The 22,231-nt window shown below is 66.3% G+C and carries 25 protein-coding genes, 1 tRNA gene and 1 pseudogene; 12 read left to right on the top strand and 15 right to left on the bottom strand.

The genetic code is table 11. The features are described from left to right. Positions 1 to 265 (bottom strand): annotated as a pseudogene (locus tag BMW66_RS13395) (IS481 family transposase); the annotation flags it as partial. A 172-nt stretch (positions 266 to 437) separates the two neighbouring features. Between BMW66_RS13395 and BMW66_RS13390 the strand changes: the two are divergent. The 5 genes from BMW66_RS13390 (at position 438) to BMW66_RS13370 (ending at position 2,865) form a co-directional block, all read left to right on the top strand. Beyond that, positions 438 to 512 (top strand) — tRNA-Gly (locus BMW66_RS13390). A 145-nt stretch (positions 513 to 657) separates the two neighbouring features. Next, positions 658 to 1,245 (top strand): imidazoleglycerol-phosphate dehydratase HisB, encoded by a 588-nt coding sequence (hisB, locus tag BMW66_RS13385; protein ID WP_093119232.1) that lies wholly within the window; start codon positions 658 to 660, stop codon positions 1,243 to 1,245. 1 nt (position 1,246) lies between these two features. After that, positions 1,247 to 1,885 carry an imidazole glycerol phosphate synthase subunit HisH gene (hisH, locus tag BMW66_RS13380; protein ID WP_093119231.1) on the top strand — a complete coding sequence of 213 codons (639 nt, stop codon included), beginning with the start codon at positions 1,247 to 1,249 and terminating at the stop codon, positions 1,883 to 1,885. 133 nt (positions 1,886 to 2,018) lie between these two features. Further along, positions 2,019 to 2,444 carry a tellurite resistance TerB family protein gene (locus BMW66_RS13375; protein WP_093119230.1) on the top strand — a complete coding sequence of 142 codons (426 nt, stop codon included), beginning with the start codon at positions 2,019 to 2,021 and terminating at the stop codon, positions 2,442 to 2,444. A 4-nt stretch (positions 2,445 to 2,448) separates the two neighbouring features. After that, positions 2,449 to 2,865 (top strand): L,D-transpeptidase, encoded by a 417-nt coding sequence (locus BMW66_RS13370; protein ID WP_093119229.1) that lies wholly within the window; start codon positions 2,449 to 2,451, stop codon positions 2,863 to 2,865. Between the two features lie 21 nt (positions 2,866 to 2,886). On the opposite strand, the gene BMW66_RS13365 is transcribed toward BMW66_RS13370, so the two are convergent. The 4 genes from BMW66_RS13365 to BMW66_RS13350 all read right to left on the bottom strand — a co-directional run bounded on the left by BMW66_RS13365 (position 2,887) and on the right by BMW66_RS13350 (position 7,453). Beyond that, on the bottom strand, positions 2,887 to 3,663 hold the full coding sequence (locus BMW66_RS13365) for an SDR family NAD(P)-dependent oxidoreductase (protein ID WP_093119228.1): 777 nt from the start codon (positions 3,661 to 3,663) through the stop codon (positions 2,887 to 2,889). Between the two features lie 3 nt (positions 3,664 to 3,666). After that, positions 3,667 to 4,692, bottom strand: a complete 1,026-nt coding sequence (locus BMW66_RS13360; RefSeq protein ID WP_093119227.1) for a phosphotransferase family protein — start codon at positions 4,690 to 4,692, stop codon at positions 3,667 to 3,669. Positions 4,693 to 4,727: 35 nt separating this feature from the next. After that, entirely contained in the window at positions 4,728 to 5,717 is a 990-nt protein-coding gene (locus BMW66_RS13355) for an NAD(P)H-dependent flavin oxidoreductase (RefSeq protein ID WP_093119247.1), read from the bottom strand. Between the two features lie 113 nt (positions 5,718 to 5,830). After that, positions 5,831 to 7,453 carry a long-chain fatty acid--CoA ligase gene (locus BMW66_RS13350; RefSeq protein ID WP_093119226.1) on the bottom strand — a complete coding sequence of 541 codons (1,623 nt, stop codon included), beginning with the start codon at positions 7,451 to 7,453 and terminating at the stop codon, positions 5,831 to 5,833. Between the two features lie 196 nt (positions 7,454 to 7,649). Here BMW66_RS13350 and BMW66_RS13345 point away from each other — a divergent pair, with 196 nt between their 5' ends. Continuing rightward, positions 7,650 to 8,561 (top strand): pirin family protein, encoded by a 912-nt coding sequence (locus BMW66_RS13345; RefSeq protein ID WP_093119225.1) that lies wholly within the window; start codon positions 7,650 to 7,652, stop codon positions 8,559 to 8,561. Positions 8,562 to 8,603: 42 nt separating this feature from the next. On the opposite strand, the gene BMW66_RS13340 is transcribed toward BMW66_RS13345, so the two are convergent. After that, positions 8,604 to 9,191 (bottom strand): TetR/AcrR family transcriptional regulator, encoded by a 588-nt coding sequence (locus BMW66_RS13340; RefSeq protein ID WP_093119223.1) that lies wholly within the window; start codon positions 9,189 to 9,191, stop codon positions 8,604 to 8,606. A 100-nt stretch (positions 9,192 to 9,291) separates the two neighbouring features. On the opposite strand from BMW66_RS13340, the gene BMW66_RS13335 reads away from it, so the two are divergent. From BMW66_RS13335 to BMW66_RS13325, 3 genes are all read left to right on the top strand, one after another. Beyond that, entirely contained in the window at positions 9,292 to 9,579 is a 288-nt protein-coding gene (locus tag BMW66_RS13335) for a hypothetical protein (protein ID WP_093119221.1), read from the top strand. 78 nt (positions 9,580 to 9,657) lie between these two features. Next, complete coding sequence (locus tag BMW66_RS13330) at positions 9,658 to 10,617, top strand: KpsF/GutQ family sugar-phosphate isomerase (protein WP_093119219.1); 960 nt, start codon at positions 9,658 to 9,660, stop codon at positions 10,615 to 10,617. Then, the gene (locus BMW66_RS13325) at positions 10,614 to 11,396 is read left to right on the top strand and encodes a 3-deoxy-manno-octulosonate cytidylyltransferase (protein WP_093119217.1); all 783 of its coding nucleotides are present in this window, start codon (positions 10,614 to 10,616) and stop codon (positions 11,394 to 11,396) included. The genes BMW66_RS13330 and BMW66_RS13325 overlap by 4 nt, the downstream gene beginning before the upstream one ends. A 6-nt stretch (positions 11,397 to 11,402) precedes the next feature. Here BMW66_RS13325 and BMW66_RS13320 read toward each other — a convergent pair whose 3' ends face one another. The 3 genes from BMW66_RS13320 to BMW66_RS13310 form a co-directional block, all read right to left on the bottom strand. Further along, the gene (locus BMW66_RS13320) at positions 11,403 to 12,398 is read right to left on the bottom strand and encodes a GGDEF domain-containing protein (RefSeq protein WP_093119246.1); all 996 of its coding nucleotides are present in this window, start codon (positions 12,396 to 12,398) and stop codon (positions 11,403 to 11,405) included. A gap of 4 nt (positions 12,399 to 12,402) precedes the next feature. Next, complete coding sequence (locus BMW66_RS13315) at positions 12,403 to 12,990, bottom strand: heme NO-binding domain-containing protein (protein WP_093119215.1); 588 nt, start codon at positions 12,988 to 12,990, stop codon at positions 12,403 to 12,405. 64 nt (positions 12,991 to 13,054) lie between these two features. Then, positions 13,055 to 14,776, bottom strand: a complete 1,722-nt coding sequence (locus BMW66_RS13310; protein ID WP_093119213.1) for a DUF4153 domain-containing protein — start codon at positions 14,774 to 14,776, stop codon at positions 13,055 to 13,057. A 216-nt stretch (positions 14,777 to 14,992) separates the two neighbouring features. On the opposite strand from BMW66_RS13310, the gene BMW66_RS13305 reads away from it, so the two are divergent. Then, positions 14,993 to 15,172 (top strand): hypothetical protein, encoded by a 180-nt coding sequence (locus BMW66_RS13305; protein ID WP_093119211.1) that lies wholly within the window; start codon positions 14,993 to 14,995, stop codon positions 15,170 to 15,172. Between the two features lie 343 nt (positions 15,173 to 15,515). Here BMW66_RS13305 and BMW66_RS13300 read toward each other — a convergent pair whose 3' ends face one another. Continuing rightward, a complete protein-coding gene (locus tag BMW66_RS13300; protein WP_093119209.1) occupies positions 15,516 to 17,078 on the bottom strand; it encodes a trimethylamine methyltransferase family protein in 1,563 nt (520 codons plus the stop codon). A gap of 172 nt (positions 17,079 to 17,250) precedes the next feature. On the opposite strand from BMW66_RS13300, the gene yghX reads away from it, so the two are divergent. Further along, positions 17,251 to 18,138: a YghX family hydrolase gene (gene yghX, locus BMW66_RS13295; RefSeq protein ID WP_093119207.1), complete on the top strand. Its 888-nt coding sequence runs from the start codon at positions 17,251 to 17,253 to the stop codon at positions 18,136 to 18,138. Between the two features lie 18 nt (positions 18,139 to 18,156). On the opposite strand, the gene BMW66_RS13290 is transcribed toward yghX, so the two are convergent. Both BMW66_RS13290 and BMW66_RS13285 read right to left on the bottom strand, forming a co-directional pair. Beyond that, the gene (locus tag BMW66_RS13290) at positions 18,157 to 18,861 is read right to left on the bottom strand and encodes an HAD family hydrolase (protein ID WP_175483248.1); all 705 of its coding nucleotides are present in this window, start codon (positions 18,859 to 18,861) and stop codon (positions 18,157 to 18,159) included. Between the two features lie 81 nt (positions 18,862 to 18,942). After that, positions 18,943 to 19,221: a DUF3572 domain-containing protein gene (locus tag BMW66_RS13285; RefSeq protein WP_425441328.1), complete on the bottom strand. Its 279-nt coding sequence runs from the start codon at positions 19,219 to 19,221 to the stop codon at positions 18,943 to 18,945. Between the two features lie 87 nt (positions 19,222 to 19,308). Between BMW66_RS13285 and BMW66_RS13280 the strand changes: the two genes are divergently transcribed. After that, positions 19,309 to 20,697, top strand: coding sequence for a diguanylate cyclase (locus tag BMW66_RS13280; RefSeq protein WP_093119204.1), 1,389 nt, complete (start codon positions 19,309 to 19,311; stop codon positions 20,695 to 20,697). A 1-nt stretch (position 20,698) separates the two neighbouring features. On the opposite strand, the gene BMW66_RS13275 is transcribed toward BMW66_RS13280, so the two are convergent. Genes BMW66_RS13275 through BMW66_RS13265 form a run of 3 tightly spaced genes read right to left on the bottom strand, consistent with a single transcriptional unit; the run spans position 20,699 to position 22,161 of the window. After that, complete coding sequence (locus BMW66_RS13275; RefSeq protein ID WP_175483247.1) at positions 20,699 to 21,199, bottom strand: periplasmic heavy metal sensor; 501 nt, start codon at positions 21,197 to 21,199, stop codon at positions 20,699 to 20,701. A gap of 4 nt (positions 21,200 to 21,203) precedes the next feature. Continuing rightward, positions 21,204 to 21,584, bottom strand: coding sequence for a hypothetical protein (locus BMW66_RS13270; protein WP_093119200.1), 381 nt, complete (start codon positions 21,582 to 21,584; stop codon positions 21,204 to 21,206). Beyond that, positions 21,577 to 22,161, bottom strand: coding sequence for an RNA polymerase sigma factor (locus BMW66_RS13265; protein WP_093119198.1), 585 nt, complete (start codon positions 22,159 to 22,161; stop codon positions 21,577 to 21,579). The genes BMW66_RS13270 and BMW66_RS13265 overlap by 8 nt, the downstream gene beginning before the upstream one ends. Positions 22,162 to 22,231 lie beyond the last annotated feature (70 nt).

Genomic DNA, 22,231 nt, shown 5'->3' with positions numbered 1-22,231 from the left:
CGTAAAGACAGTCGTCCAGCGGCAGCAATGTGTGCCGCCGGAACGCGACGATCATTGCCTCCTCTTCCTCGCTGAGAACGGTTGAACGCGTGGCTCTCGGGCCGGTCTTCTGATCCTCCACCGTCGCACGCTTGCGCCACTTCGCAACGGTCTTGGGGTTGATGCCCAGCTCCTTGCTCAGCTGCGCGAGCGAAGCTTGCGATCGCTGTATTGCAGCTCTGACAGCGTGCGTGGTCGTGGCGCTCCCGTGACGAACTTGTCCCATAATGCTTCCTTCCATTCCCGAGAAAGGATCGCACCATCAAACCATGGGATCAAACACCTAGCCCCGAGCGCATGAAGTGATCGCCTGAAGCCGGGGATTTTTTTCATGCAAAGCGGCATTTTCCACTTGCAGCCCCACGCGAGTCTTTATATCTCACGCCTCACCCAAGGACGCGGGCGTAGCTCAGGGGTAGAGCATTACCTTGCCAAGGTAAGGGTCGAGAGTTCGAATCTCTTCGCCCGCTCCATTTTACCACCGCCGCCGCCACGGCGGATGTCGACAGGGCCGCTCTTGCGGCCCTTCGTCGTTTTTATCCCCTGTTCACGGCATCTTTCCCCGGCCGGCCCGCGCGCTTATAAGACGGTCGAGCCAGACCGGAAAAGGGACATCCCATGCGCAGCGCCGAGATCAGCCGCAAGACCGCGGAGACCGACATCACCGTCACCGTAAACCTTGACGGGACCGGGCAGTACGACAACCGCACCGGGGTGGGATTCTTCGATCACATGCTCGATCAGCTTGCGCGGCATTCGCTCATCGACATGACGATCCGGGCCAGCGGCGACACCCACATCGACGATCACCACACGGTTGAGGATACCGGAATCGCGCTCGGTCAGGCGCTGGCGCAGGCCCTTGGCGACAAACGCGGCATCCGCCGCTACGGCGCCTGCCACCTGCCGATGGACGACGCACAGGTGCGCGCCGCGCTCGATCTGTCCGGGCGCCCCTATCTGGTGTGGAACCTCGATATGCCCACGGACCGGATCGGCAGCTTCGACACGGAGCTAGTGCGCGAGTTCTTTCAGGCGCTGTCCACGCATGGCGGGATCACCCTGCACGTTGACAGGCTACACGGCTTCAACAGCCACCATATCGCCGAGGCCGCCTTCAAGGCCGTGGCCCGCGCCCTGCGCGAAGCGGTGGAAACCGACCCGCGCAAATCGGATGCCGTGCCATCGACCAAGGGGGCGCTGTGACGTGCTGACCGCGATCATCGACTACGAATCCGGCAATCTGCATTCCGCCGAAAAGGCGTTTCAGCGCATGGCCGGCGAAACCGGCACCGGCGATGTTGTCGTCACCTCCGACGCCGACGTGGTGGCGCGCGCCGACAGGATCGTTCTGCCCGGCGACGGCGCCTTTCCGGCCTGCGCGGCGGAGTTGCGCGGACAGAAGGGCATCTATGACGCGATGGTCGAGGCGGTGGAGGACAAGGGCCGCCCCTTCCTCGGCATTTGCGTGGGAATGCAGCTCATGGCGACGACGGGGCATGAGTACGAATCCGTCCCAGGCCTTGGCTGGATCGGCGGCGACGTGGTGAGGATCGAGCCGGAGGACCGGACGCTCAAGGTGCCGCACATGGGCTGGAACGATCTGGTGATCGACCGTCCCCACCCCGTGCTCGACGGGATCGACACCGGCGATCACGCCTATTTCGTGCATTCCTATCACGTCCGGTTGCACAATCGGGCCGATCGCATCGCCCATGTGGACTATGGCGGAGAGATCACCGCCATCATCGGCCGCGACACGATGGTCGGAATGCAGTTCCACCCCGAGAAAAGCCAGACCGTCGGCCTGCGCATGATCGGAAATTTCCTGCGCTGGCGGCCATGACCCGCCCCCGCACGAAGAAGGGGCCAACGTGCGAAAGCACGGCGGCACGGCGCTCCGGCGGCCCGCCGCCCTTGTTCCGCGCAGGCTCCGCCCATATGCTGCACCGCAACAGAATTTCGCAAAGGCGCAATGCATGACCCAGGAAGCCCCTCATCCGCTGACCCCGCAGGATTGTCTCGTGGCGATGATGATCGCCATATCGGCGTCGGACGAAAACATCCGCACCGCCGAGCTGATCAAGATCCAGTCGGCGGTGAACAACCTGCCGATTTTCAGCGACTACGACATCGACCGCATGTCCACCGTAAGCCGCACCGTGTTCGACCTGTTCGAACAGGAGGACGGGCTGTCGGCGTTGTTCGGGCTGATCCTCGACAACCTGCCCCAGCGTCTTTATGAAACCGCCTATGCGCTGGCCTGCGATGTGGCCGCCGCCGACGGGCTGATACTGGAGCCGGAACTGCGCCTGCTGGAAGAGATGCGCTATGAGTTGGAACTGGACCGGCTGCATGCCGCCGCGATCGAACGCGGGGCGCGGGCACGGCACATGACACTCTGATCTCATGTGGCGCGGGATGCTTCTGGCGGCATTGCTGCTCCTGCCCACCCTTGCGCGGGCCGAGAGCATTCTGGCACGGATCGACCTGTCGGGTCAGTGGATGCAGGTTGTCGTGGAAGGCGAGTTGCGCCACATCTGGCCCGTCTCCACCGCGCGCGATGGAAAATGCACGCCGACAGGCACCTATAGGGCGCAATCCCTGTCACGCTTTCACCGCTCCAGCCTCTACAACAACGCGCCGATGCCCTTTTCCATCTTCTTTCACGGCAATTACGCCATTCACGGCACCGATCAGACCGACAAGCTTGGAAGCCGGGCCTCGGCGGGCTGTGTGCGGCTGCACCCAACCCATGCCGAAATCCTCTTCGAGATGACCCGCGCCGCCGGCCCCGAGAACCTGAGCATCGTGATCCGGGACTGACACCGCCCGCGCCGCCCCCCGTCAGACCGCACTGAGCCCGCCATCCACCGCGACCGCCTGCCCGGTCATGAAGCTGTTTTCGCGCGCGCACAGAAACAGCATCGCTGGCACCACCTCTTCGGGCTGCGACACGCGCCCCATCGGCACGCGCGCGGCGATCCGTTCATAGGCATCCTCGCGGCTGATCCCGGTTCGGGCGCCCACCTGATCGGCCATGTCGTCAAACAGCGGCGTGGCGCTGAACGACGGGCAGAGCGCGTTGATCCGAACCCCCTTTTTCGCGTTCTCATCGGCCGCCGACCGCGTCAGCCCGACCACCGCGTGCTTCGCCGCGGCATAGGCCGAAAGCTGCCCCGCCCCCACCAGCCCGGCGGCGGAGGCCACATTCAGGATCACCCCCCGCCCCGCCTGCCGCATCACCGGCAGCTGGTGTTTCATGCCAAGGAACACACCGCGCGCATTGACCGCCATGCAGGCGTCGAACGCCTCCACGCTGATCGTGTGCAGCGGGGCCAGATCATGCCCCATCCCGGCGTTGTTGATTGCCACGTCAAGCGTGCCGAAGGTCTCGACAACCCGCGCCACATGCGCGGCCCAATCGGCCTCCCGCGTCACGTCGAGGCGATCCGTCAGCACCTCCGCCCCCTGCCCCCGCAATTCCTCCGCCAGCGCCTCCAGCGGCGCCAGCACGATATCCGACAGCGCCAGCCGCGCGCCCTGCTCCGCGAACCGCCGCGCGGCCAGCGCGCCGAACCCGCTGGCCGCGCCGGTGATCAGAACCGTCTGCCCATCGAACATCGCCTATTCCCCTTTCGCCGCCTCAAGCCCCGCCGCAGCGAAGGCAGGCACAAAGGCGCCCATCCGCGCGCCCTTCTCCGGGTCCGACGCGTTGCCGTCGAGCGCGCGCTTCTTCACGCCCTGAAGGATCGCCGCCATCCGGAAAAAGCTGAAGGCGAGGTAGAACCCGAACGGCGGAATCCGCTCGATCCCCGCGCGGCGGCAATAGCTTTCGATGAAGGCGTCATCGGACGGCAGGCCAAGCGCCGCGCGATCCACCCCCGCCAGCCCGCGCCCCTCCGCACCGGGGGGCATCTGCCATTGCATGATTACCCCCGCCAGATCGGCAAACGGATGACCCGTCGTGGACAGCTCCCAGTCGAGAACGGCGACACACTCGGGCCTTTCGGGATGAAACAGAAGATTGTCGAGCCGGAAATCGCCATGCACCAGCGTCCTGCGTCCGTCGTCGGGCGGTGTATTGGCCGCCAGCCAGTCGATCAGCGCGTCCATATCCGCCACGGCCTCTGTCTCCGATGCGCGATACTGCTTGGTCCAGCGGCCGATCTGACGCTCGAAATAGTTGCCCGCCGGCCCGTAATCGTCCAGTCCCACGGTGCTGAGATCGACCGCGTGGATCGCCGCCAGAACGCGGCTCATCTCCTCCACGATCCGCCCGCGCGTCTCGGAGGTCAGATCGGGCAAGCGCGGATCTTCGAAATTGCGCCCCTCGACATGCGCCATCACGTAGAAGGCAGAGCCGATCACGCTGTCATCCTCGCACAGCACCAGCATCTCCGCGACCGGCACATCCGTGTCGGCAAGCGCCTTTTGCACGCGGAACTCCCGGTCCACCGCATGCGCCGACTTCAGCAACACGCCAGGCGGTTTGCGCCGCAGCACGTAGTTGCGCGCCGGCGTTCGCAGAAGGAACGTAGGGTTGGACTGCCCGCCAGCGAATTTCTCCGCTTCAAGCGGTCCTTCGAACCCCGGCAGATGGGCGCGCAGCCAGCCGCTCACGGCCTCCACGTCAAGTTGATCGGTGCTCATTTCCTATCTCCCGTTTCGCCCTCGCCGGCCTGTGGTCACTCCACCCGCGCCCGGAGCCGGGCATAGGCGGCGTGATATTCACCCTCGATCCGGGCGATCAGATCGGCGGCCCCGGTGACCTCGCGCACCGCGCCGATCCCCTGTCCCGCGCCCCATATCTCTTTCCACGCCTTCGGTTTGCTGCCCTGATCCTTGAAGTTCATCGTGGAGACATCCCCCTCCGGCAGGGCCTCGGGATCAAGCCCCGCGCGGGTGATGGACGGGCGCAGATAATTTCCCGACACCCCCGTGAACAGCGAGGACGTGACAATATCCTCGGCCCCCGATGCGACGATCATCGCCTTGTAATCCTCGACCGCGTTGGCCTCTGTCGTGGCGATGAAGGGCGAGCCGATATAGCCGAGGTCGGCCCCCACCGCCAACGCGGCCAGAAGCGCATCGCCCGTCGCGATCGCCCCGGACAGCAGAAGCGGGCCGTCGAACCACGCCCGGATCTCGCGGATCAGAGCAAAGGGCGACTGCGGCCCGGCATGTCCCCCCGCCCCGGCCGCCACGGCAATCAGCCCGTCGGCCCCCTTCTCGATGGCCTTGCGGGCGAATCTGTCGTTGATCACGTCATGCAGCGCGATCCCGCCGCTATCATGCGCGGCCTGGTTCACCTCCACCCGCGCGCCAAGCGATGTGATCCAGATCGGCACCTTCCAGCGGTGGCAAATCTCGATATCCCGCTCCAGCCGTGCGTTGGACCGATGCACGATCTGGTTGACCGCATAGGGCGCGGCGGGCCGGTCGGGATTGTCCTGATTGTGCCGGTCGAGCGCCTCGGTGATCTGCTTGAGCCAGACCTCCAGCATCGGCGGCTCGCCCTCGGCCTCGCGCGCGTTGAGCGCGGGAAAGCTGCCGACGATCCCCGCCTTGCATTGCGCGATCACCAGTTCGGGGTTCGAGACGATGAACATCGGCGAGGCGACGGCGGGAATGCGAAGGCCGCGCAGGGCGTGGGGCAGATGGCTGTCGTCGGGCATGAGGATCTCCGGTTTGTCCGCGTTGTGCACAGCCTAAGCCATGCCGCGCCACAGGCAAGCGCGGCGCGCGGGAACACTGCGTCATCCGGCCCGGCCACTGGCCGGACCGCGGCCTAGCTTTCGGGCAGGCTGTGATCCGCGAACCGCTCGCGCAGGGTCAGCTTGGACACCTTGCCTGTCGCCGTAAGCGGCAGATCCTCCACGAACACGATGTCGTCGGGCAACTGCCATTTGGCAAAATGCTCCGACAGCAGATCGAGAAGCGCCTGCCTGTCCGGCGCCTCGCCCTGCGGCACCACGATCAGAAGCGGGCGCTCGTCCCATTTCGGATGCGGCACCGCGATCACCGCGCAATTGGCCACCCGCGGGTGCGACATGACCACGTTTTCCAGATCCAGCGAACTGATCCATTCCCCGCCCGACTTGATCAGATCCTTGGCCCGGTCGGTGATCGTCAGAAACCCGTTGGCGTCGATCGTCGCCACATCGCCGGTGCCGAACCAGCCCTCGCCATCGAACACGCGCGCGTTCGCCTCGTCGTTGCGGAAATAGCCCGAGGTGACGGTATTGCCGCGCACGTAAAGCTCCCCGATGGCCTTGCCGTCATGCGGCAGGCGGGTGCCGTCCTCTGCCACGATCTTCAACTCCACCCCGAACAGGCGTCGGCCCTGCTTGGCCTTGACGGCGAGCCTTTCGTCGAATGGCGCGTCCTCCATATGGGGCGGCAGCGTGCCCTGCGTGCCCACCGGGCTCATCTCCGTCATGCCCCACGCGTGGCAGACGTTGACCCCGGCCTCCTCGAAGCCGCGGATCATGCTCGCCGGCGCGGCGGAGCCGCCGATCACCACATCCCCGAACCCTTTGGGCAGCCGCCCCTGCTTGGCGATCTCCCCCTGAAGGCCAAGCCAGACGGTCGGCACGCCCCATGCGGAGAACACCTCTTCGTCATCCATCAGCCGGAACAGGCTTTCCCCGTCCAGCGCCCCACCCGGAAAGATCAGCGACGCCCCCGTCAGCGGCGCGGCATAGGGCAGGCCCCACGCGTTGACGTGAAACAGCGGCACAACCGGCAGGATCTTCCGGCCCGGTTGCAGCGCCGACGGCAGCGACAGCCCCACCATCATCGCATGAAGCACCGTCGAGCGGTGGGAATAGAGCGTGCCCTTGGGGTTGCCCGTGGTCCCCGACGTATAGCAAAGCCCCGCCGCGCTGTCCTCGGGCAGGTCGGGCCAGTCGATCCGATCCTCCTGCCCCTCCAGCAGATCCTCATAGCAGAGCAGATCGCCCCCCTCGGGCATATGCGCGCGGTCGGTCATCACCACGATCCGCAGATCGCGCGGCCATTGCCCGCGCAGCCCCTCGACGATGGGCAGGAACGTGGTGTCAACGAACAGCACCGTATCCTCGGCGTGGTTGACGATATAGCTCATCTGCTCGGCACTCAGACGCGGGTTGATCGTGTGGCAGACCGCCCCCATCCCCGACACCGCGTAGTAAAGCTCAAAGTGCCGGTAGCCGTTCCACGCCAGCGTCGCCACCCGGTCGCCAGGCACCACGCCCATTTCCGCCAGCCCATGCGCAAGCTGGGCCACGCGGCGGGCCGTGGCGGCGTAGGTGGTGCGATGGATGTCGCCCTCCGTACGCACCGACACGATCTCGCCCTGCGGATGCACCTCCGCCGCATATGTCAGGATGTCCGCGATCTTAAGCGGCACATGCATCATCTGGCCCTGCATCAAGGCACCTCCCCTTCCTGTGTGTCTCCTCGCGCCCACTATGCGAGAGAGCCCGCCGCGCGCCAAAGGGAAATTGCGCCCTTTGCCGCAGCGGCACATCTGCGCTGGGGCACAGGGTCCGTTCGCCCATTCACACCCCGCACGCTTGGCGATGGCTCGGCGCCTGCCTATCTTGAGCGGGAAAGGAGAAACGCTCATGTCTCTCAGACCCACGCTCGAAACCCGCCGCGCCCAACCCACGATGGAAGGGGCCGGCGTGCATCTGCACCGCGCCTTCGGCTTTCAGGATCCGTCCGAGCTTGATCCCTTCCTGCTGTTCGACGATTTTCGCAACGAACGCCCCGAGGATTTCCTCAAGGGCTTTCCCTGGCACCCGCACCGCGGCATCGAAACCATCACCTATGTGTTGTCCGGCACGGTGGAGCATGGCGATTCGCTGGGCAACACCGGCACGCTGGCCGCCGGCGACGTGCAGTGGATGACCGCCGGATCGGGCATCCTGCATCAGGAAATGCCCAAGGGGAACGACACCGGCCAGATGCACGGCTTTCAGCTCTGGGCGAACCTGCCCTCGTCGCTTAAGATGACCGGACCGCGCTATCAGGATGTGCAGGGCAAGGAGATCCCCGAGATCCTCGAGGATGACGGCACCCGCGTGAAGGTGGTCGTCGGCCACTTCTGGGGCCAGACCGGCCCGGTGGACGGCATCGCGGCGGACCCGCAATACCTTGACATCTACGTGCCGCCGGGGGTGAAAAAGACCTTCCCCGTGGACACCTACCGCCGCGCCTTCGCCTATGTCTTCGACGGCGCCGGCGTGTTCGCCGATGCAAGCCAGCCCGGCGGCGTGCTTCTGGAAAAGGAGGTCGCGGGACAGGAGGTCAACATCCGCGACATGTCCGGCAACCGCACGCTCATCCGGTTCGGCACCGGCGACGAGGTCACGGTGCAGGCCGGCGAAGAGGGGATTCGCTTCCTGCTCATCTCCGGCGCCCCGATACAGGAGCCTGTGGCCTGGCACGGCCCGATCGTCATGAACACCCGCGACGAACTGATGACGGCGCTTGCCGAATTGCGCAACGGCACCTTCATCCGGCCCGCGCATTGAGACCCCGGTGGATCGGGGCGCCCCCGATCCAACGCGCCACGCTCAGGCGGAGACCGCCTTGCGCACCATGTCCCAGTAGATGTCCCCGACCTGCCCAAGCGTGAGCGGCCCGCCCGCGCGGAACCATGTGTTCACCCCGTTGAGCATGGCGATCACCGCCCGGGTGGCGATACGCGCGTCGGGCAGGGCAAAGGTCCCCTCGGCCTGCCCCTGACGCAGGATCGCCGTCACCCCGTCCTCGTAGGCGCCGCGCAACGATTCGATCACGGCGAAATTTTCCGGCGTGAGGTTGCGCAGCTCCATATAAGCGATGAACACCTCGTCGGGCCGGCTCGAATGAAAATCAATGTGAAAGCGCGTGAACGCCTCCAGCCGCGCCAGCGCGTCCGCGCCACTCTCCAGCCGGGCGAAATCGGCGAGCAGATCCTCCATATGCGTCTGCATCAACTCGAACAGCAGCGTCTGCTTGTCCGGCGTATAGTTGTAGAGCGCCCCGGCCTGCACGCCGACCTCCCCGGCGATCCGGCGCATCGACACGGCGGCAAACCCGTGCCGCGCGAAAAGCCGCAGCGCCGCCGCGCGCACACGCGGGCCGGTGATGTCGGAATGGGATCCTGCGGTTCTCGCCATGCCCCGACATTAACTGAACAGATGTTCAGTTGAAAGCCCCCGCTTGCGCAGGCCGGGCCGTTGGGGCATCACGGGAGCCACCCAACCCCGCGGAGCCGCCATGCGCCTGTCCCTGCTGTTGATCCCCGTGCTGCTGATCGCGGGTTGCACCCAGTTTCCCGACGTGGACGCGGCGATCGGAGACGAGGTCGCCAAGGCCCCCTATCCGGCGCTTGTGCCGCTCGGGCCCCTGCTGACCGCAGACAGCCCGGCCCGCCTGGACGAGGGCAGCGAGGCCGCTCTGACGGCCCGTGCGGATGGACTCAGGCGGCGCGCGCGCGCCCTGCGTGCCAGCGATCCTGTCAGCGGGGATGAGGAACGCCGGCTTCAGGAGCGGCCCGGCACCTGACCGGCACGCGCCAATTCGACTATTTCACCCCGCCCCCCATCCGCCTATAAGTCGCGCAGCAACTGCAAGAGGCCCGCAATGGCGAAAACCGGCTCTGTCCTGCAAACGGGACAAGGCGTCCTGCGTACCGAGGCGCGGGCGCTGACGCTCATGGCCGATACCATGCCCGCCGATTTCGAGGCGGTGGTGACGCTCATGCTCGGCGTGAAGGGGCGCGTGATCGTCTCGGGCATCGGCAAATCCGGCCATATCGGGCGCAAGATCTCCTCCACGCTGGCCAGCACCGGCACCCCCTCCTCTTTCGTCCATGCCGCGGAGGCCAGCCACGGCGATCTCGGCATGATCACGCGCGAGGATGTGTGCCTGTTGATCTCCAACTCCGGCGAGACGCCCGAACTGCGCGACATCACGCTGCACACGCGGCGCTTCTCCATCCCGATGGTGGCGATCTCCTCGCGCCCCGACAGCACGCTGATGCAGGCCGCCGACTACCGGCTCGCCCTGCCCGAGGCGCCGGAGGCCTGCACCGTGGGCATGGCGCCCACGACATCGACCACGCTCACCTTGGCTCTTGGCGACGCGCTGGCCGTGGCGCTGATGGAGGCGCGCAACTTTCTGGTCGAGGATTTCCACATCTTCCATCCCGGCGGCAAGCTTGGCGCGCAGATGTCCACCGTCGCGCAGCTCATGCACGGCGCCCAAGAGGTGCCCGTCGTCGCGGCCGACACCTCCATGAGCGAGACGCTTCTGGTGATGACCTCCAAGGGCTTCGGCATTGCCGGGGTGCTGACGGGTGGGCGGCTCACCGGGGTGATTTCTGACGGCGACCTGCGGCGCAAGATGGACCACCTGATGTCGCACACCGCGGGCGAGGTCGCCTCCGTCAATCCCGTCACCGTGTCGCCCGATCTGCTCGCCGCGCAGGCGCTCGCGCTGATGAACGAGCGCAAGATCGGCGCGCTTTTCGTGGTTGATGACGATGACCGCCCGCTGGGCATTCTGCACATCCACGACTGCCTGCGCGCGGGTGTCGCATGAAAACCGTGATCGTCATTCCCGCCCGCTACGCCTCTACCCGCTATCCGGGCAAGCCCTTGGTCGAGCTGACGCAACCCGACGGCAGCCGCAAATCCCTCATCCGCATGAGCTGGGAGGCCGCCCGCGCCGTGCGCGGGGTGGCCGAGGTGCATATCGCCACCGATGACGACCGCATCCGCGCCGCCGCGCAAGCCTTCGGCGCGCAGGTGATCATGACCTCCGAGAGCTGCGAGAACGGCACCGCGCGCTGCGCCGACGCCTTGTCGCGCGCCGGGATAAAGGCGGATCTCGTGGTCAACCTTCAGGGCGACGCGCCGCTCACGCCCGCGTGGTTCGTCGAGGATCTGATCGCCGCCATGCGCGACGACCCCGACGCGCAGGTCGCCACCCCGGTGCTGCAATGCGATGCGCGCACCTACAGCCATTTCATCGAGGACCGCCACGCCGGACGCGTCGGCGGCACCACCGCCGTCTTCGACCGCAGGCAGCACGCGATGTATTTCTCCAAGGAGGTGCTGCCTTACATCGACCCCGCCAAACGGCCAGAGCGCGACATTCCCGTCTATCACCATGTCGGCGTCTATGCCTACCGTCCCGCGGCGCTGGCCGCCTATACGGAATGGCCCGAAGGGGTGCTGGAGGCGCGCGAGGGGCTGGAACAGCTTCGCTTTCTCGAAAACGGCGTTCCGGTGCGCTGCGTCATCGTCGAGGGGCGCGGGCGGGTGTTCTGGGAACTCAACAACCCGCAGGACGTGGCGCGCATCGAATCGGTGCTCTGATCCGCCCTACATGCCATCCGGGCGCATCTCCGGCTCGAAGAACGCGAAACACGCCCGCCCCCGGCGCTTGCAGGCGTAAAGCGCGGCATCGGCATCCGCGAGGATTTCCGCCATGCAAAGCGGGCGCGTCTCCTCCGACAGGGCAATTCCGATGGAGATCGAAATCCGGCACACCTGCCCGTCAAAGGGTATCGGCGTCTCGATCCGCGCGATAATCCGCTCCGCGATCCGCGCCAGACGCGCGCGCGCGTCCACCTCGCCGAAGATCACCACGAATTCATCGCCACCGATCCGCGCCACGCAATCGCTGCCGCGGGTCTCTTCCACGAGGATGCCCGCCACCCGTTGCAGAACCGCATCGCCGGCGGCATGGCCCCTCTCGTCATTGACCTGCTTGAAGAAATCCAGATCCGCCTGAAGCACGGCAAAGGGGCCGCCCCCCTCGATCAGCCGGGGCAGGATATGCTCCACCGCGCGGCGGTTCTTCAGCCCGGTGAGCGTATCGGTGAACGCCTGCTCCTCCGCCGCGATCATCGCGCCGCGCAGCCGCAGGTTGAGCTTGCGCGACGCCTCCATCGCCGCCGACTTCGCCTCCACCAGATACAGCATCTCGACCGCCAGATCGGTGGCCGCGAAATCCGCGCTGCTCAGCGCATAGTCGCGCACCCCCTCCAGAATCGAGATCCCGAAGGACAGGTTCATAATCGCCCCCTCGCCGCCCGGCACCGGCACCAGAACACCCTTGAGCGCCGTCGGCGGCGCATCGCGCAGGCGAAGATGCAGCCGGATACCCGCCGCCGCCATCAGATCGTCCATTCCCCGCACCTGACGCGGGCGGGTGAACTCGACCACCTCAAGGAACCGTCGCCCCTCCATCGGGCCGTCGGGGCGCAGCTTCTGCAATGTGGGCCCGGCATGGCGCACATGCCCCGTCGGCGACAGCACCACATGCATCGGACACAGCGCATCCAGCATCCCGCAAAGCGCCTGCGCGTCGGTCATCGCCTCACCCCGCCCGCGCGCCAAGCTCGAACTGCCGCCCGGCGGCAAAGGCCGTCTCGATCAGGGTGATCTCGATCACCTCGGCCCGACCTGCCCCCTCCACGTGTTCCAGAAACACCAGCGCGCCATAGTCATCCGCCATGACCCGCAGAACCCCCATCATCACGTAACCGAACCCCGGTTGCGGATGGGTGCAGGTCAGGCTGAAGCGGTGGCCGGCAAAGGCGCGCAGTTCCATGTCGGGCAGGTCCAGATCCTCCACCGCCAGCCGCGCCCGATCCGGCAGATCGTCCAGCGAATGCAGAAACTCCACGAAACTCTCCCCGCCGAAGCGCAGCAGCCGGCGCAGCGCCTCCACGTTCGGATGCGATACAAGATAGGTGCCGATATCCTCCAGCACGGTCTCGCGCGGCACCCCCTGCACCCGCGCCACCGCCTCCAGAAGGTCAAGGGTGATCCGGTCGTCGTAATGCAGCATCGCCTCGAAATCGGTGACATCGACCCCGGCCAGATGCGTGATCTCGATCCAGCGCGGACGGCCATAGCTGTCGCGCACAAAACACTGAATCGCCCTGTTGATCAGACCGTGCATCCATCCCGTCTCACTCGTGTGGGGCGGAGTATGCGCGCGCAGCCTTAAGAAAACCCCAACAGAATCAATTCTCGGGAAACAGCTCCCGCGCCCCGAGCCAGAGAGAGCGGTGCGTGGACGGCGCAATCCGGAACTCCCCGGCGATCAGCGCTTCCAGATCGGCATGATCGAGCGTCACATCGACCTGCCGCCCCGGCCGGAGTCGCCCCGCCACCAGCGCAAGGCTCTCGACCCCGGCGCTCTGCCCGCGCAGTGGCCGGAACAGGAAGCCCTCCAGCCCGGCGCGCGCGGGATCGAACTCCTCCAGCACCATGACACAGGCGAGCTCGGCGCCCCGGCACGTCTGCCACCACATGTGAAGCCTGTAGTCGGGCACCTCCGCGAAGGCCCCTTCGGGAAGCACCGCCCCCTCGGGCCGCAGGACGAGCGCGGCGCGAAGCTCGGCGCGCTGCCGCCTCCTCTCCTCGCTGTCCGGCAGGGGCGGTCGTTCGGCCGCATCGCGGCCACTTTCGATTTCCGCCAACTGCGCCTGGAGGGCGGCATGATCCGAACCGTCAAGCGTGCGGAGATAGTCCAGCCCGTCCTGCCCCGCCCGGCCCCACGCCCGCGCCATCTCGCGCAGACCGATCTCATCGGCGCTCATCCGCCCCGCCTCGTAGCGCGCGACCTGCGACCATGTGGCGATCCGCGGCGCATTGAGCAGCGGGGTCAGCCATAGCGCCGCCACCGCGATCAGCGCCAGCGCCATGCCCACATTCACCGCCCTGATCCGCGCCATCCAGCCACGCCGCAGCACCACCGCCCCGGCATAAAGCAGCGCATAGCTCAGGATGAACCCGGCGAGGACCACCGCCGCGATCCGGTCCGGCGTAAGGCCGTATTGCGCCACCCGGACCCACACCGCCCAGAGCGCCAGCCCCCCCAGCACCGGCAGCAACAGCGCCAACCCCTGCGCCGCCAGCCGCATCACCGGCGCCCGCACCGCCTGCGCGTCGTCGGTATCGAGCGCGGTCGTCAGAAGCGTGATCGCCGCGATCGCCACCGCCATCAGCGTCGCCGCCACCGAAACATCGCCGAACAGGCCCGACAGACCGCGCAGCGGCAGCGCCAGAATGAAGATCGCCACCACCACAACCACCACCGGAAGCAGCAACCGCAACAGGCGCAGCACCAGATAGGGTGAGAGGAAGTCGCGCAACTCATGCACCACCGCAAGCGCCAACCCCAACGTCAGCCCGGTGAGCAGATAGGGCACCGGATCGAGGTCGATCAGATCCCCGATCACCGTGATCCCGACCATCCCCAGAAGCGCGTCCGACAGAAACAGCACGCCCCAGACGATGGCCGTGAAAATCCACGCCGCCGCATAGCACACCACGATGCTCCAGGCGTTGTCGAACAGCCGCGCATAGTCGCGCCAGCGCGCGCGCCTCTCCAGCCATGTGGCGGCAAAAGGCGTGGCCACGAAAAGCATTACCCCCCACGCCGCAAGCACCAGCCCCCGCTCAAGAAACGGCTCCACCGTGTCATAGCGCAGCGAGGCCCAGAACAGCAGAAGCGCCGCCGGGGCCGACAGCACCGCCGCCGCCCCGGCCGCCCGCATGGGCCGCGCCGGGCCGGCCAGCACCAGAAGAATGGCAAAGAACCCGAAGGCGAAACTCGCCAGCAGCAGCAGAAGGCGCTGATCACTGATCCTCTCGGGCAGAAAATCGACCAGCCCCCACATCGCCAGCCCCGCCGCGGCTCCGATCGCGGCCAGTGTGCCCCGCAACTGCGCATACTCCATGCTTCGGCCCTTTCCCCGATCCGTCCTGCCGCGAAACCTATCCAAGAAAACCGCCGCCGAACAGCCCGGAACGGTCCGGCGGCGGGAGGGCCGAAGTCGGCGGTTGCCGGGGCCGAAAAGGCCGCGCCTGCCTCACCACGCCTTACAAAATCCGGTCGGCGCCCCCATATAGGAAAAAGTGGTGCAACATCCTGCGCCAAAGAAAGGCATTTCCCGATGACCATGTTTTCCATGAAGCCACAGTTCGACCTTGCCGAATTTCTCGCCGTGCCCGCTCCCGTCGGTGCAAGACGCCGGGGAAAGCAAAGCTATCCCCGTCCGGCCGCGAAAGCCGCGGCCCAACCCGCAACCGTCGCGGAGACCGGCAAGACGGACGATCCCGAACAGTCGGCGTAACCGGCATCGCGCGCGGCACCTGCTCTCTCCGGTCTCGGCCGGCAAGAGCAGGCTGCCCCCGCTAGGGCGTCGCCCACAGTCCCTTCATCTTTGCGAAAAATACTCCGGGGTCCGGGGCAGCGCCTCGGGGCTGCGGCCCGATGCTGCGCCGGGCAGGTGAAACCCACCCGGCCCCCGCTCCCCCACGCCTTTACCCGATCTTCACGCCTTTGCACCGAACGCACCGTTAACCGGGCCAGATCCCGACATCGCCACCGACGCGATACCGACGAAATACCGACGTTTTACCGACACGGGTTTTTGAGCGTTAACAATGACTTGAGGCGATTCGCCCCGCCCGGCCTCAGAAATCCGTCGGCGCGCCGCCTTCGGCCTTGCGGCGGGCCACGAACGCGTCAAGCTCCTCGCGGATCGACGCCTCCATCGGCGGGGCCTCGAAATTGTCGATGATCGCCTTGTAAAGGTGATGCGCCCGCTCCGGCGTCCAGACACTGCCGGCGGACTCCCATGCCTCGTAGTTGCGCCAGTCCGATACGAAGGGCTGATGGAAGGCGGTGGTATAGCGGTCCTGCGTGTGCTGGATCCCGAAGAAATGGCCCGCCGTGCCCACGTCTCTGATGGCATCGAAGGCAATGTCCTCAGGGCCCGTCGCCCAGATTTCCGGCTCCATATACCGTTGAATCATCTGGATGATTTCGCAATCCATCACGAATTTCTCGGGACTGGCGATCAGCCCGCCCTCCAGCCATCCGGCGGCGTGATAGACCATGTTGGAGCCCGATTGCACCGCCGCCCAGAGGCTGTTGGACGTCTCCCACATCGCCTGCCCGTCCGGCACATTCGCCGCGCAAACGCCGGACGACCGCAAGGGCAGCCCGTAGAACCGCGCCATCTGCCCGGTCATCTGCGTGGCGCGCATGTATTCCGGCGTGCCAAAGGCCGGCGCGCCCGATTTCATGTCCACGTTGGAGGTGAAGGTGCCGATCCCGCAGGCCACCCCGGGCCGCACATATTGCGCCAGCGCGATGGCGCACAGCGCCTCCGCCAGAGACTGCGCCACCGCCCCCGCCATCGTCACCGGCGCCATCGCCCCGGCCAGTGTGAACGGCGTGACCACAAGCCCCTGATTGCGCCGCGCCATGCGCAGCCAGCCATCGATCATCGGCTCGTCATGCTTGAGCGGAGAGGTCGAGTTGATGTTGGTATACATGCGCGGCTCGGCGTCGAATTCATCGTGGCTGAGGCCCCCCGCGATGCGTACCATTTCCATCGCATCCTCGACCCGCTCCCGTCCGAGCGAATAGGTATGCACCACCTTGTCGGTATAGATCAGCTTGTCGTGCAGAACATCGAGATGACGAATGCCGGCGTGGATGTCCTGCGGCTCCACAGGGTAGCCGCCGACAAAGTGGATACAGTTGAAATAGCTCGACAATTTCAGAAGATTTCGGCACATCTCACGGGTGCCCGGCACCTTGCGGCCGATCTCCATGTCCCAGTAGTTGGGCGGGGAGCTGACATTGCCGAAGAGGATATGCCCCTCCCCCATCACGATCTGCCGCGCCGGGTTGCGCGGGGTCATGGTCCAGCTTGCGGGCGCCTTACCGATCATCTCCATGATGAACGCGCGATCAAACCGGATAGTGTCGCCCTGCACGATGCAGCCGGCCTGCTTGAGGATGCCGCGCGCCTCGGCGTTGTAGAACTCGATCCCGATCTCTTCGAGGATGCGCATCGCCCCCTCGTGGATCGCCTCGACTCCCTCTTCGGTGAGCGGCTCTGTCGGCCTGTCGACGTTGACCGGAAGTCGCCAGGGCATCTGGTCGATCACGCCGAGCCTGACACGCCGCGCCGCATTGCCCGCGCGCCCGCCGCCGCGCCGTTTCCGTGCTGACGTCTCGGCCATGGCATGTCTCCCTCTGCCCTGTCAGCCATAGCAAACACCCCGACCAGAACGCACGGTTGTGCGTTTGCGACACATTCGGTCGCTTTCTGACATCCCGATACGGCACTGGGAAATTTCACGCCGCCTATGATCGTGCTAATGTGTCTGAAACCCATTGATGAAAGGACAGGTCATGCGCCGCCGAAATGCCCGCGATTTCGCTCCGGAACTGCTCGAAATCTTCGACGGCTACGTTCATGGCCGGATCACCAAACGCGCCTTTATCGAGATGGCGGGCAAATACACCGCCGCCGGCGTCACGGGCGCGATGGTTCTTGAGCAGCTAAAACCCAATTATGCACTGGCCCGGCAGGTTTCGCCCGACGATCCGGCCATCACCACCGAAATCGTGACCTACAACAGCCCCGACGGGCATGGCCCGATCGACGGGTTGATGGCGCGGCCGGCCGGTGCATCGGGATCGCTGCCCGCGGTTTTGGTGGTGCACGAAAACCGCGGGCTCAACCCCTATGTGGAGGATGTCGTGCGGCGCGTGGCCAAGGCCGGGTATCTTGCGCTCGGTCCGGACGGGCTGACGCCTCTGGGGGGGTATCCGGGCAATGACGACGACGGCCGCACCCTGCAACGGCAACTTGACGGCGCCCGCCTGATGGAAGATTTCTTCGCCGCCTTCGAATATCTGCGCGATCATCCGGACAGCACGGGAAAGGTCGGCTGCGTGGGCTTCTGCTATGGCGGCGGAATATGCAACGCGCTTGCCGTGGCCTACCCCGATCTCGCCGCCTCGGTCCCCTTCTACGGGCGTCAGCCCGCGGCCGAGGACGTGCCCGCGATCGAGGCGCCGCTGCTGATTCACTATGCCGGGCTCGATGGGCGGATCAACTCCGGGTGGGAGGCGTATTCACAAGCCCTGCGCGAGCATCAAAAGGCCTTCAGCGTGCATTTCTACCCCGAGGTGAACCATGGCTTTCACAACGACACCACCCCGCGCTACGACGAAGATGCCGCCACCCTCGCCTGGCAGCGCACTCTGGCTTTCTTTGAAACGCACCTGCGCTGAGGCGCGGGCTCAACCCGCTCAGGCGGGCACCACGCTCTCGCGCAGCCAGCCGGGGATATGGCCGATATGCGGCAGCACGACATCCGCCATCGGCGACAGCTCTGAGGCAGGCGCCATGCCGGTAAGCACCGCAACCGTCTGCATCCCTGCGGCACGCCCCGCGACCAGATCATGCAGGCTGTCGCCCACCATGACCACCCGTCCCGGCGCAAGGCCCATCGCCGCCGCGAAGGCCAGAAGAGGCGCGGCATCGGGTTTGGCGCCATGACCGCTGTCAAATCCGGCGATGAAATCGAAATGCCCCTCGATACCGGCGGCGACCAGATGCGCGCGCGCCGCGTATTCGGTATCGTTGGTCATCACGCCAAGCCGAAGACCGCCGCCCGCCAGCCCGGTGAGAAGCGGCACAAGATCGGTGGCCGGCGCGGGCGACGCCTCCGCCGCCTGACGCATCATGAAATCCTCGATCCATTCCACATCGCGGCCCGGCAGCACCGCCGCCACCGCCTCGGCGGCCTCGCGGTTGGTGCCCGCGATCACCGCACTTTCCGGTAGAAAGGACCGCGCCCCGAGATCGTAGTCGAGTGCCGCCGCAATGCGCGCGGCCAACACCTCGTCGCCCTCGGCAAAGGATTCTATCACCCCGCCGGCCCAACCGTTCCAGGTTCCGGCGAAATCGAAAAGCGTGCCGTCCTTGTCAAACAGGATTGCATCTGCGCGCATGATTGTCACTCCCGCCTCGGTTCGGGCCAGACTAGCCCGCCCTCTGCCACAAGCACAAGCATGTGACGGGGGCATGACGCTTCAGGTCCAATGCACCTGCGCCCCGCCCGGAAGCATCTGCCGCGCGGCCATGGGCGCGGTATAGTCAAGCCCCTCGGCCTCACAAAATGCCACGACCCAGTTGTCGTCCATCGTGATGAAGTCGAGAACGGCACCGAGAAACTCCGGATCACGCGCCTGCACCCGCAGATCTTCGGCCGAAGCCCCGCTTGCGCCCATAAAGACCCCGATCAGATCCTCCTGCGCCGCCAGCCAGCCCAGAGCGCGCAGAGCGAGCGTTTCCGCAGATTCACGATTCATTGACATTTCAGGCCTTTCGAAAGGGTTTGTTAACCATTGTAAAGCCAAACTTCATGGAACTCAGGCCCAATTTCCAGGATTTCGACCATGCCCGGCAAGATACTGATCGTCGACAGCGTGGCGACAAACCGCATTGTCCTCAAGGTTAAACTGGCAAGCGCCTACTACGAGGTCGAACAGGCCATAAACCCGCAAGAGGCGTTATCGCTTGCGCGCCGGACCTTGCCCGACATCGTCCTGATCAGTAGCGGTTTTCCGGGCAAGGCGGAGTTCGCTCTTTGCCAGTCTCTCAAATCCGACGGCGCGACCGCCGCCATTCCCGTCGTGCTGCTCTCGGCCCCGATGGAACGGAACAACCGCATCCGCGCCCTGCGCGCCGGGATGGATGAGGTGATGTATCGCCCGGTGGACGATCATGTTCTTCTGGCACGGCTGCGCAGCCTGCAACGCGCCCGCGATACAGCGGAGGAACTGCGCCTGCGCGAGGGAACGGAACGTGCGCTTGGATTTGCCGAGCCCGCCGCGGCGTTCGAATCGCGGGCCTGCGCCATGCTGATCACCCCCGACGCGGCGACAAGCCTGCACTGGCGGAACCTGATGGCGCCGCTCACCCCGTATGAAATCCGGACCGAGATAGCCCCGGACACACTGCGCGCCCTGTCCCGAACGGCAGCGCCCGACATCTTCGTGATCGCTGTGGATGATGACCGCCCGCAAGAGGCCCTGCGCCTGCTGGCCGAAATTCGCGCCCGGTCCGCCACGCGGCACTGCGGTATCATGGTGGTGCTCTCCGGTCGTCACCGCGACACTCTGATCGATGCGCTCGATCTTGGCGCCAGCGATGTTCTTGCCGAAGGGTTCGACGCCGAGGAGCTTGCCCTGCGCCTGTCCACACAGGTGCAGCGCAAGCGCCTTGCCGACCGGCTGCGCGCCGATCTGCGCGACGGGCTGCGCGCCGCTGTGACCGACCCGCTGACCGGGCTCTACAATCGACGCTACGCGCTGCCGCATCTGGACCGGATGGCCCGGAACGCGCAGACCTCGCGGCGGGATTTCGCGGTCATGGTGGCCGATCTCGACTATTTCAAGCAGATCAACGACCGCCACGGCCACGCGGCGGGCGATGCCGTCCTGCGCGAAGTGGCGCGGCGCATGCGGGACAATCTGCGCGCGGTGGACCTTCTCTCCCGGATCGGCGGAGAGGAATTTCTCATTGCCATGCCCGACACCGGCAAGGCCGCCGCCACCCACACCGCCGACAGATTGTGCCGCACAATTCGCGACACCCCTGTCACCCTTCCCGGCTCCGGAAGGCAGGTGCCCGTCACCATCAGCATCGGCGTTGTCATGGGCGGCGCACTTGCAAGCTGCCGCGATGAGGCGGCCAGACTTCTGGAACAGGCCGACCGCGCACTCTACACCGCCAAGGCGCATGGCCGCGACAAGGTCGAACTCAGCACCCGGCCCGCCGCCTGACCTACCGCTTGTCGGCCTTGTGCCTGTAGGGGGTGCGACCGGCCTCCGCCTCATCGGCCACCCGTTCGGCATAGGCCTTTCGCGTCTCCGCGCTCATCTCTGCCACCCGGTTGAGCCAGATGTCCTCTGCCTGCGCGCGCCCCTCCGCCAATACTGCGCGGTGCTCCGACAGGACCGTGCGCACGGCCTCGCGGTCAAAGGGGGTCGCCGCCAGCACCCCGGCCAGCCGGGTGTAGATGTCGCCGACTGCCGCCCGGCGGTCCGGATCACGATACCCCTTGCGGATCGCCTGCCCGATCTCGCGCCGCGCCTCGCCGGGCAGTGCACGGATATGCGGCGGACCCAGACGCGACAGATGCGCAGGCGGCCCGTCATGGCGCCAATGCTTGACATAGGCCCCGACCACGACCCCCAGAACCAGCAGGTTGAGCGTCAGCGACGCGATCAGCACAAGACGCACCCCGCGCCGCATCTTTCCACCGTTGGTTGTTGTGCCGGCCATATCGTCACCCTCCATCCGCAAGAAACGCAATCTCGGTGCCGAATTCGGCAAGATAGGCCGTGCCCTGCCCGTCCGTCAGCGCCTCCGGGCCGCCGGGCAACACCAGATCCGGCGCCGCGATTCCGATCCAGACCCCGAACAGCGACGCGGCCACAAGACCTGCCGCCGCCGGCCAGCCGCCGATCGGGCGCAGCAGCCGCGCAAGCGCACCACCGCGGGGCCGCAAGGACCGCGTCGGCGCAGATGTCGCCGGGCCGGGTTGCGCGGCGTTGGCATCGGCCAGAACCCGCGTCATCAGATCCGGCGACGGCTCTGTCCACGCCGCGTCGCGCGCGCCCGTCAGAAGCGCCTCCAGCATTTTATCGTCCGTATCGGTCTCAGCCATCGTCATACCCCAGTTCCGCACGCCGCCCGGCCAGTGCCGCGCTCAACGTCCGCTTTCCCCGCGCCACAAGGCTTTCCACCGCCTCGACGCTGATCTCCATGATCTGCCCGATCTCGGGATTGCCCAGACCGTCGATATGGCGCAACACCACCGCCTGCCGCTGCCGCTCCGGCAACTGGTTGAGCGCGCCCTGCAACGCGTCCTGCCGCGCCCGCTGCTGCAACTGCTCCGCCGGGCCCTCGCGCTCGTCCGGCGGCTCGGCCACAGCATCGAGCGGCACCGTTCGCCGCCGCCGCAGCCTGTCGGTGCACAGGTTCGCGGTGACCCGGTAAAGCCATGTGCGCACCTGCGCCTCGCCCTGCCGCCAGTCCGGCGCGATCCGCCACAGCCGCATCAGCGCCTCCTGCGTGACGTCCTCGGCTTCGGCACGGTCACCCAGCATCCGCGCCGCATGGGCAAAAACCCGCGGCGTGAGCCGAAGAGTCAGGGCGCGCGCCGCCGTCTCGTCGCCATTGGCATAGAGAGTCAGAAGCGCCTCGTCCGACAGGTCATTCTGGGCGTCAAAGGGCATGTGCATGATCCTGTTGGACTAGCCCCATCCATGCGTCCTGTCCATTGGCCGGGCAGGGACTCTCCCGCCCGGCCGG

Origin of the sequence: Salinihabitans flavidus, from assembly GCF_900110425.1 — a bacterium.
GTDB classification, from domain to species: domain Bacteria; phylum Pseudomonadota; class Alphaproteobacteria; order Rhodobacterales; family Rhodobacteraceae; genus Salinihabitans; species Salinihabitans flavidus.
This window is presented reverse-complemented; position numbering and strand designations above follow the sequence as displayed.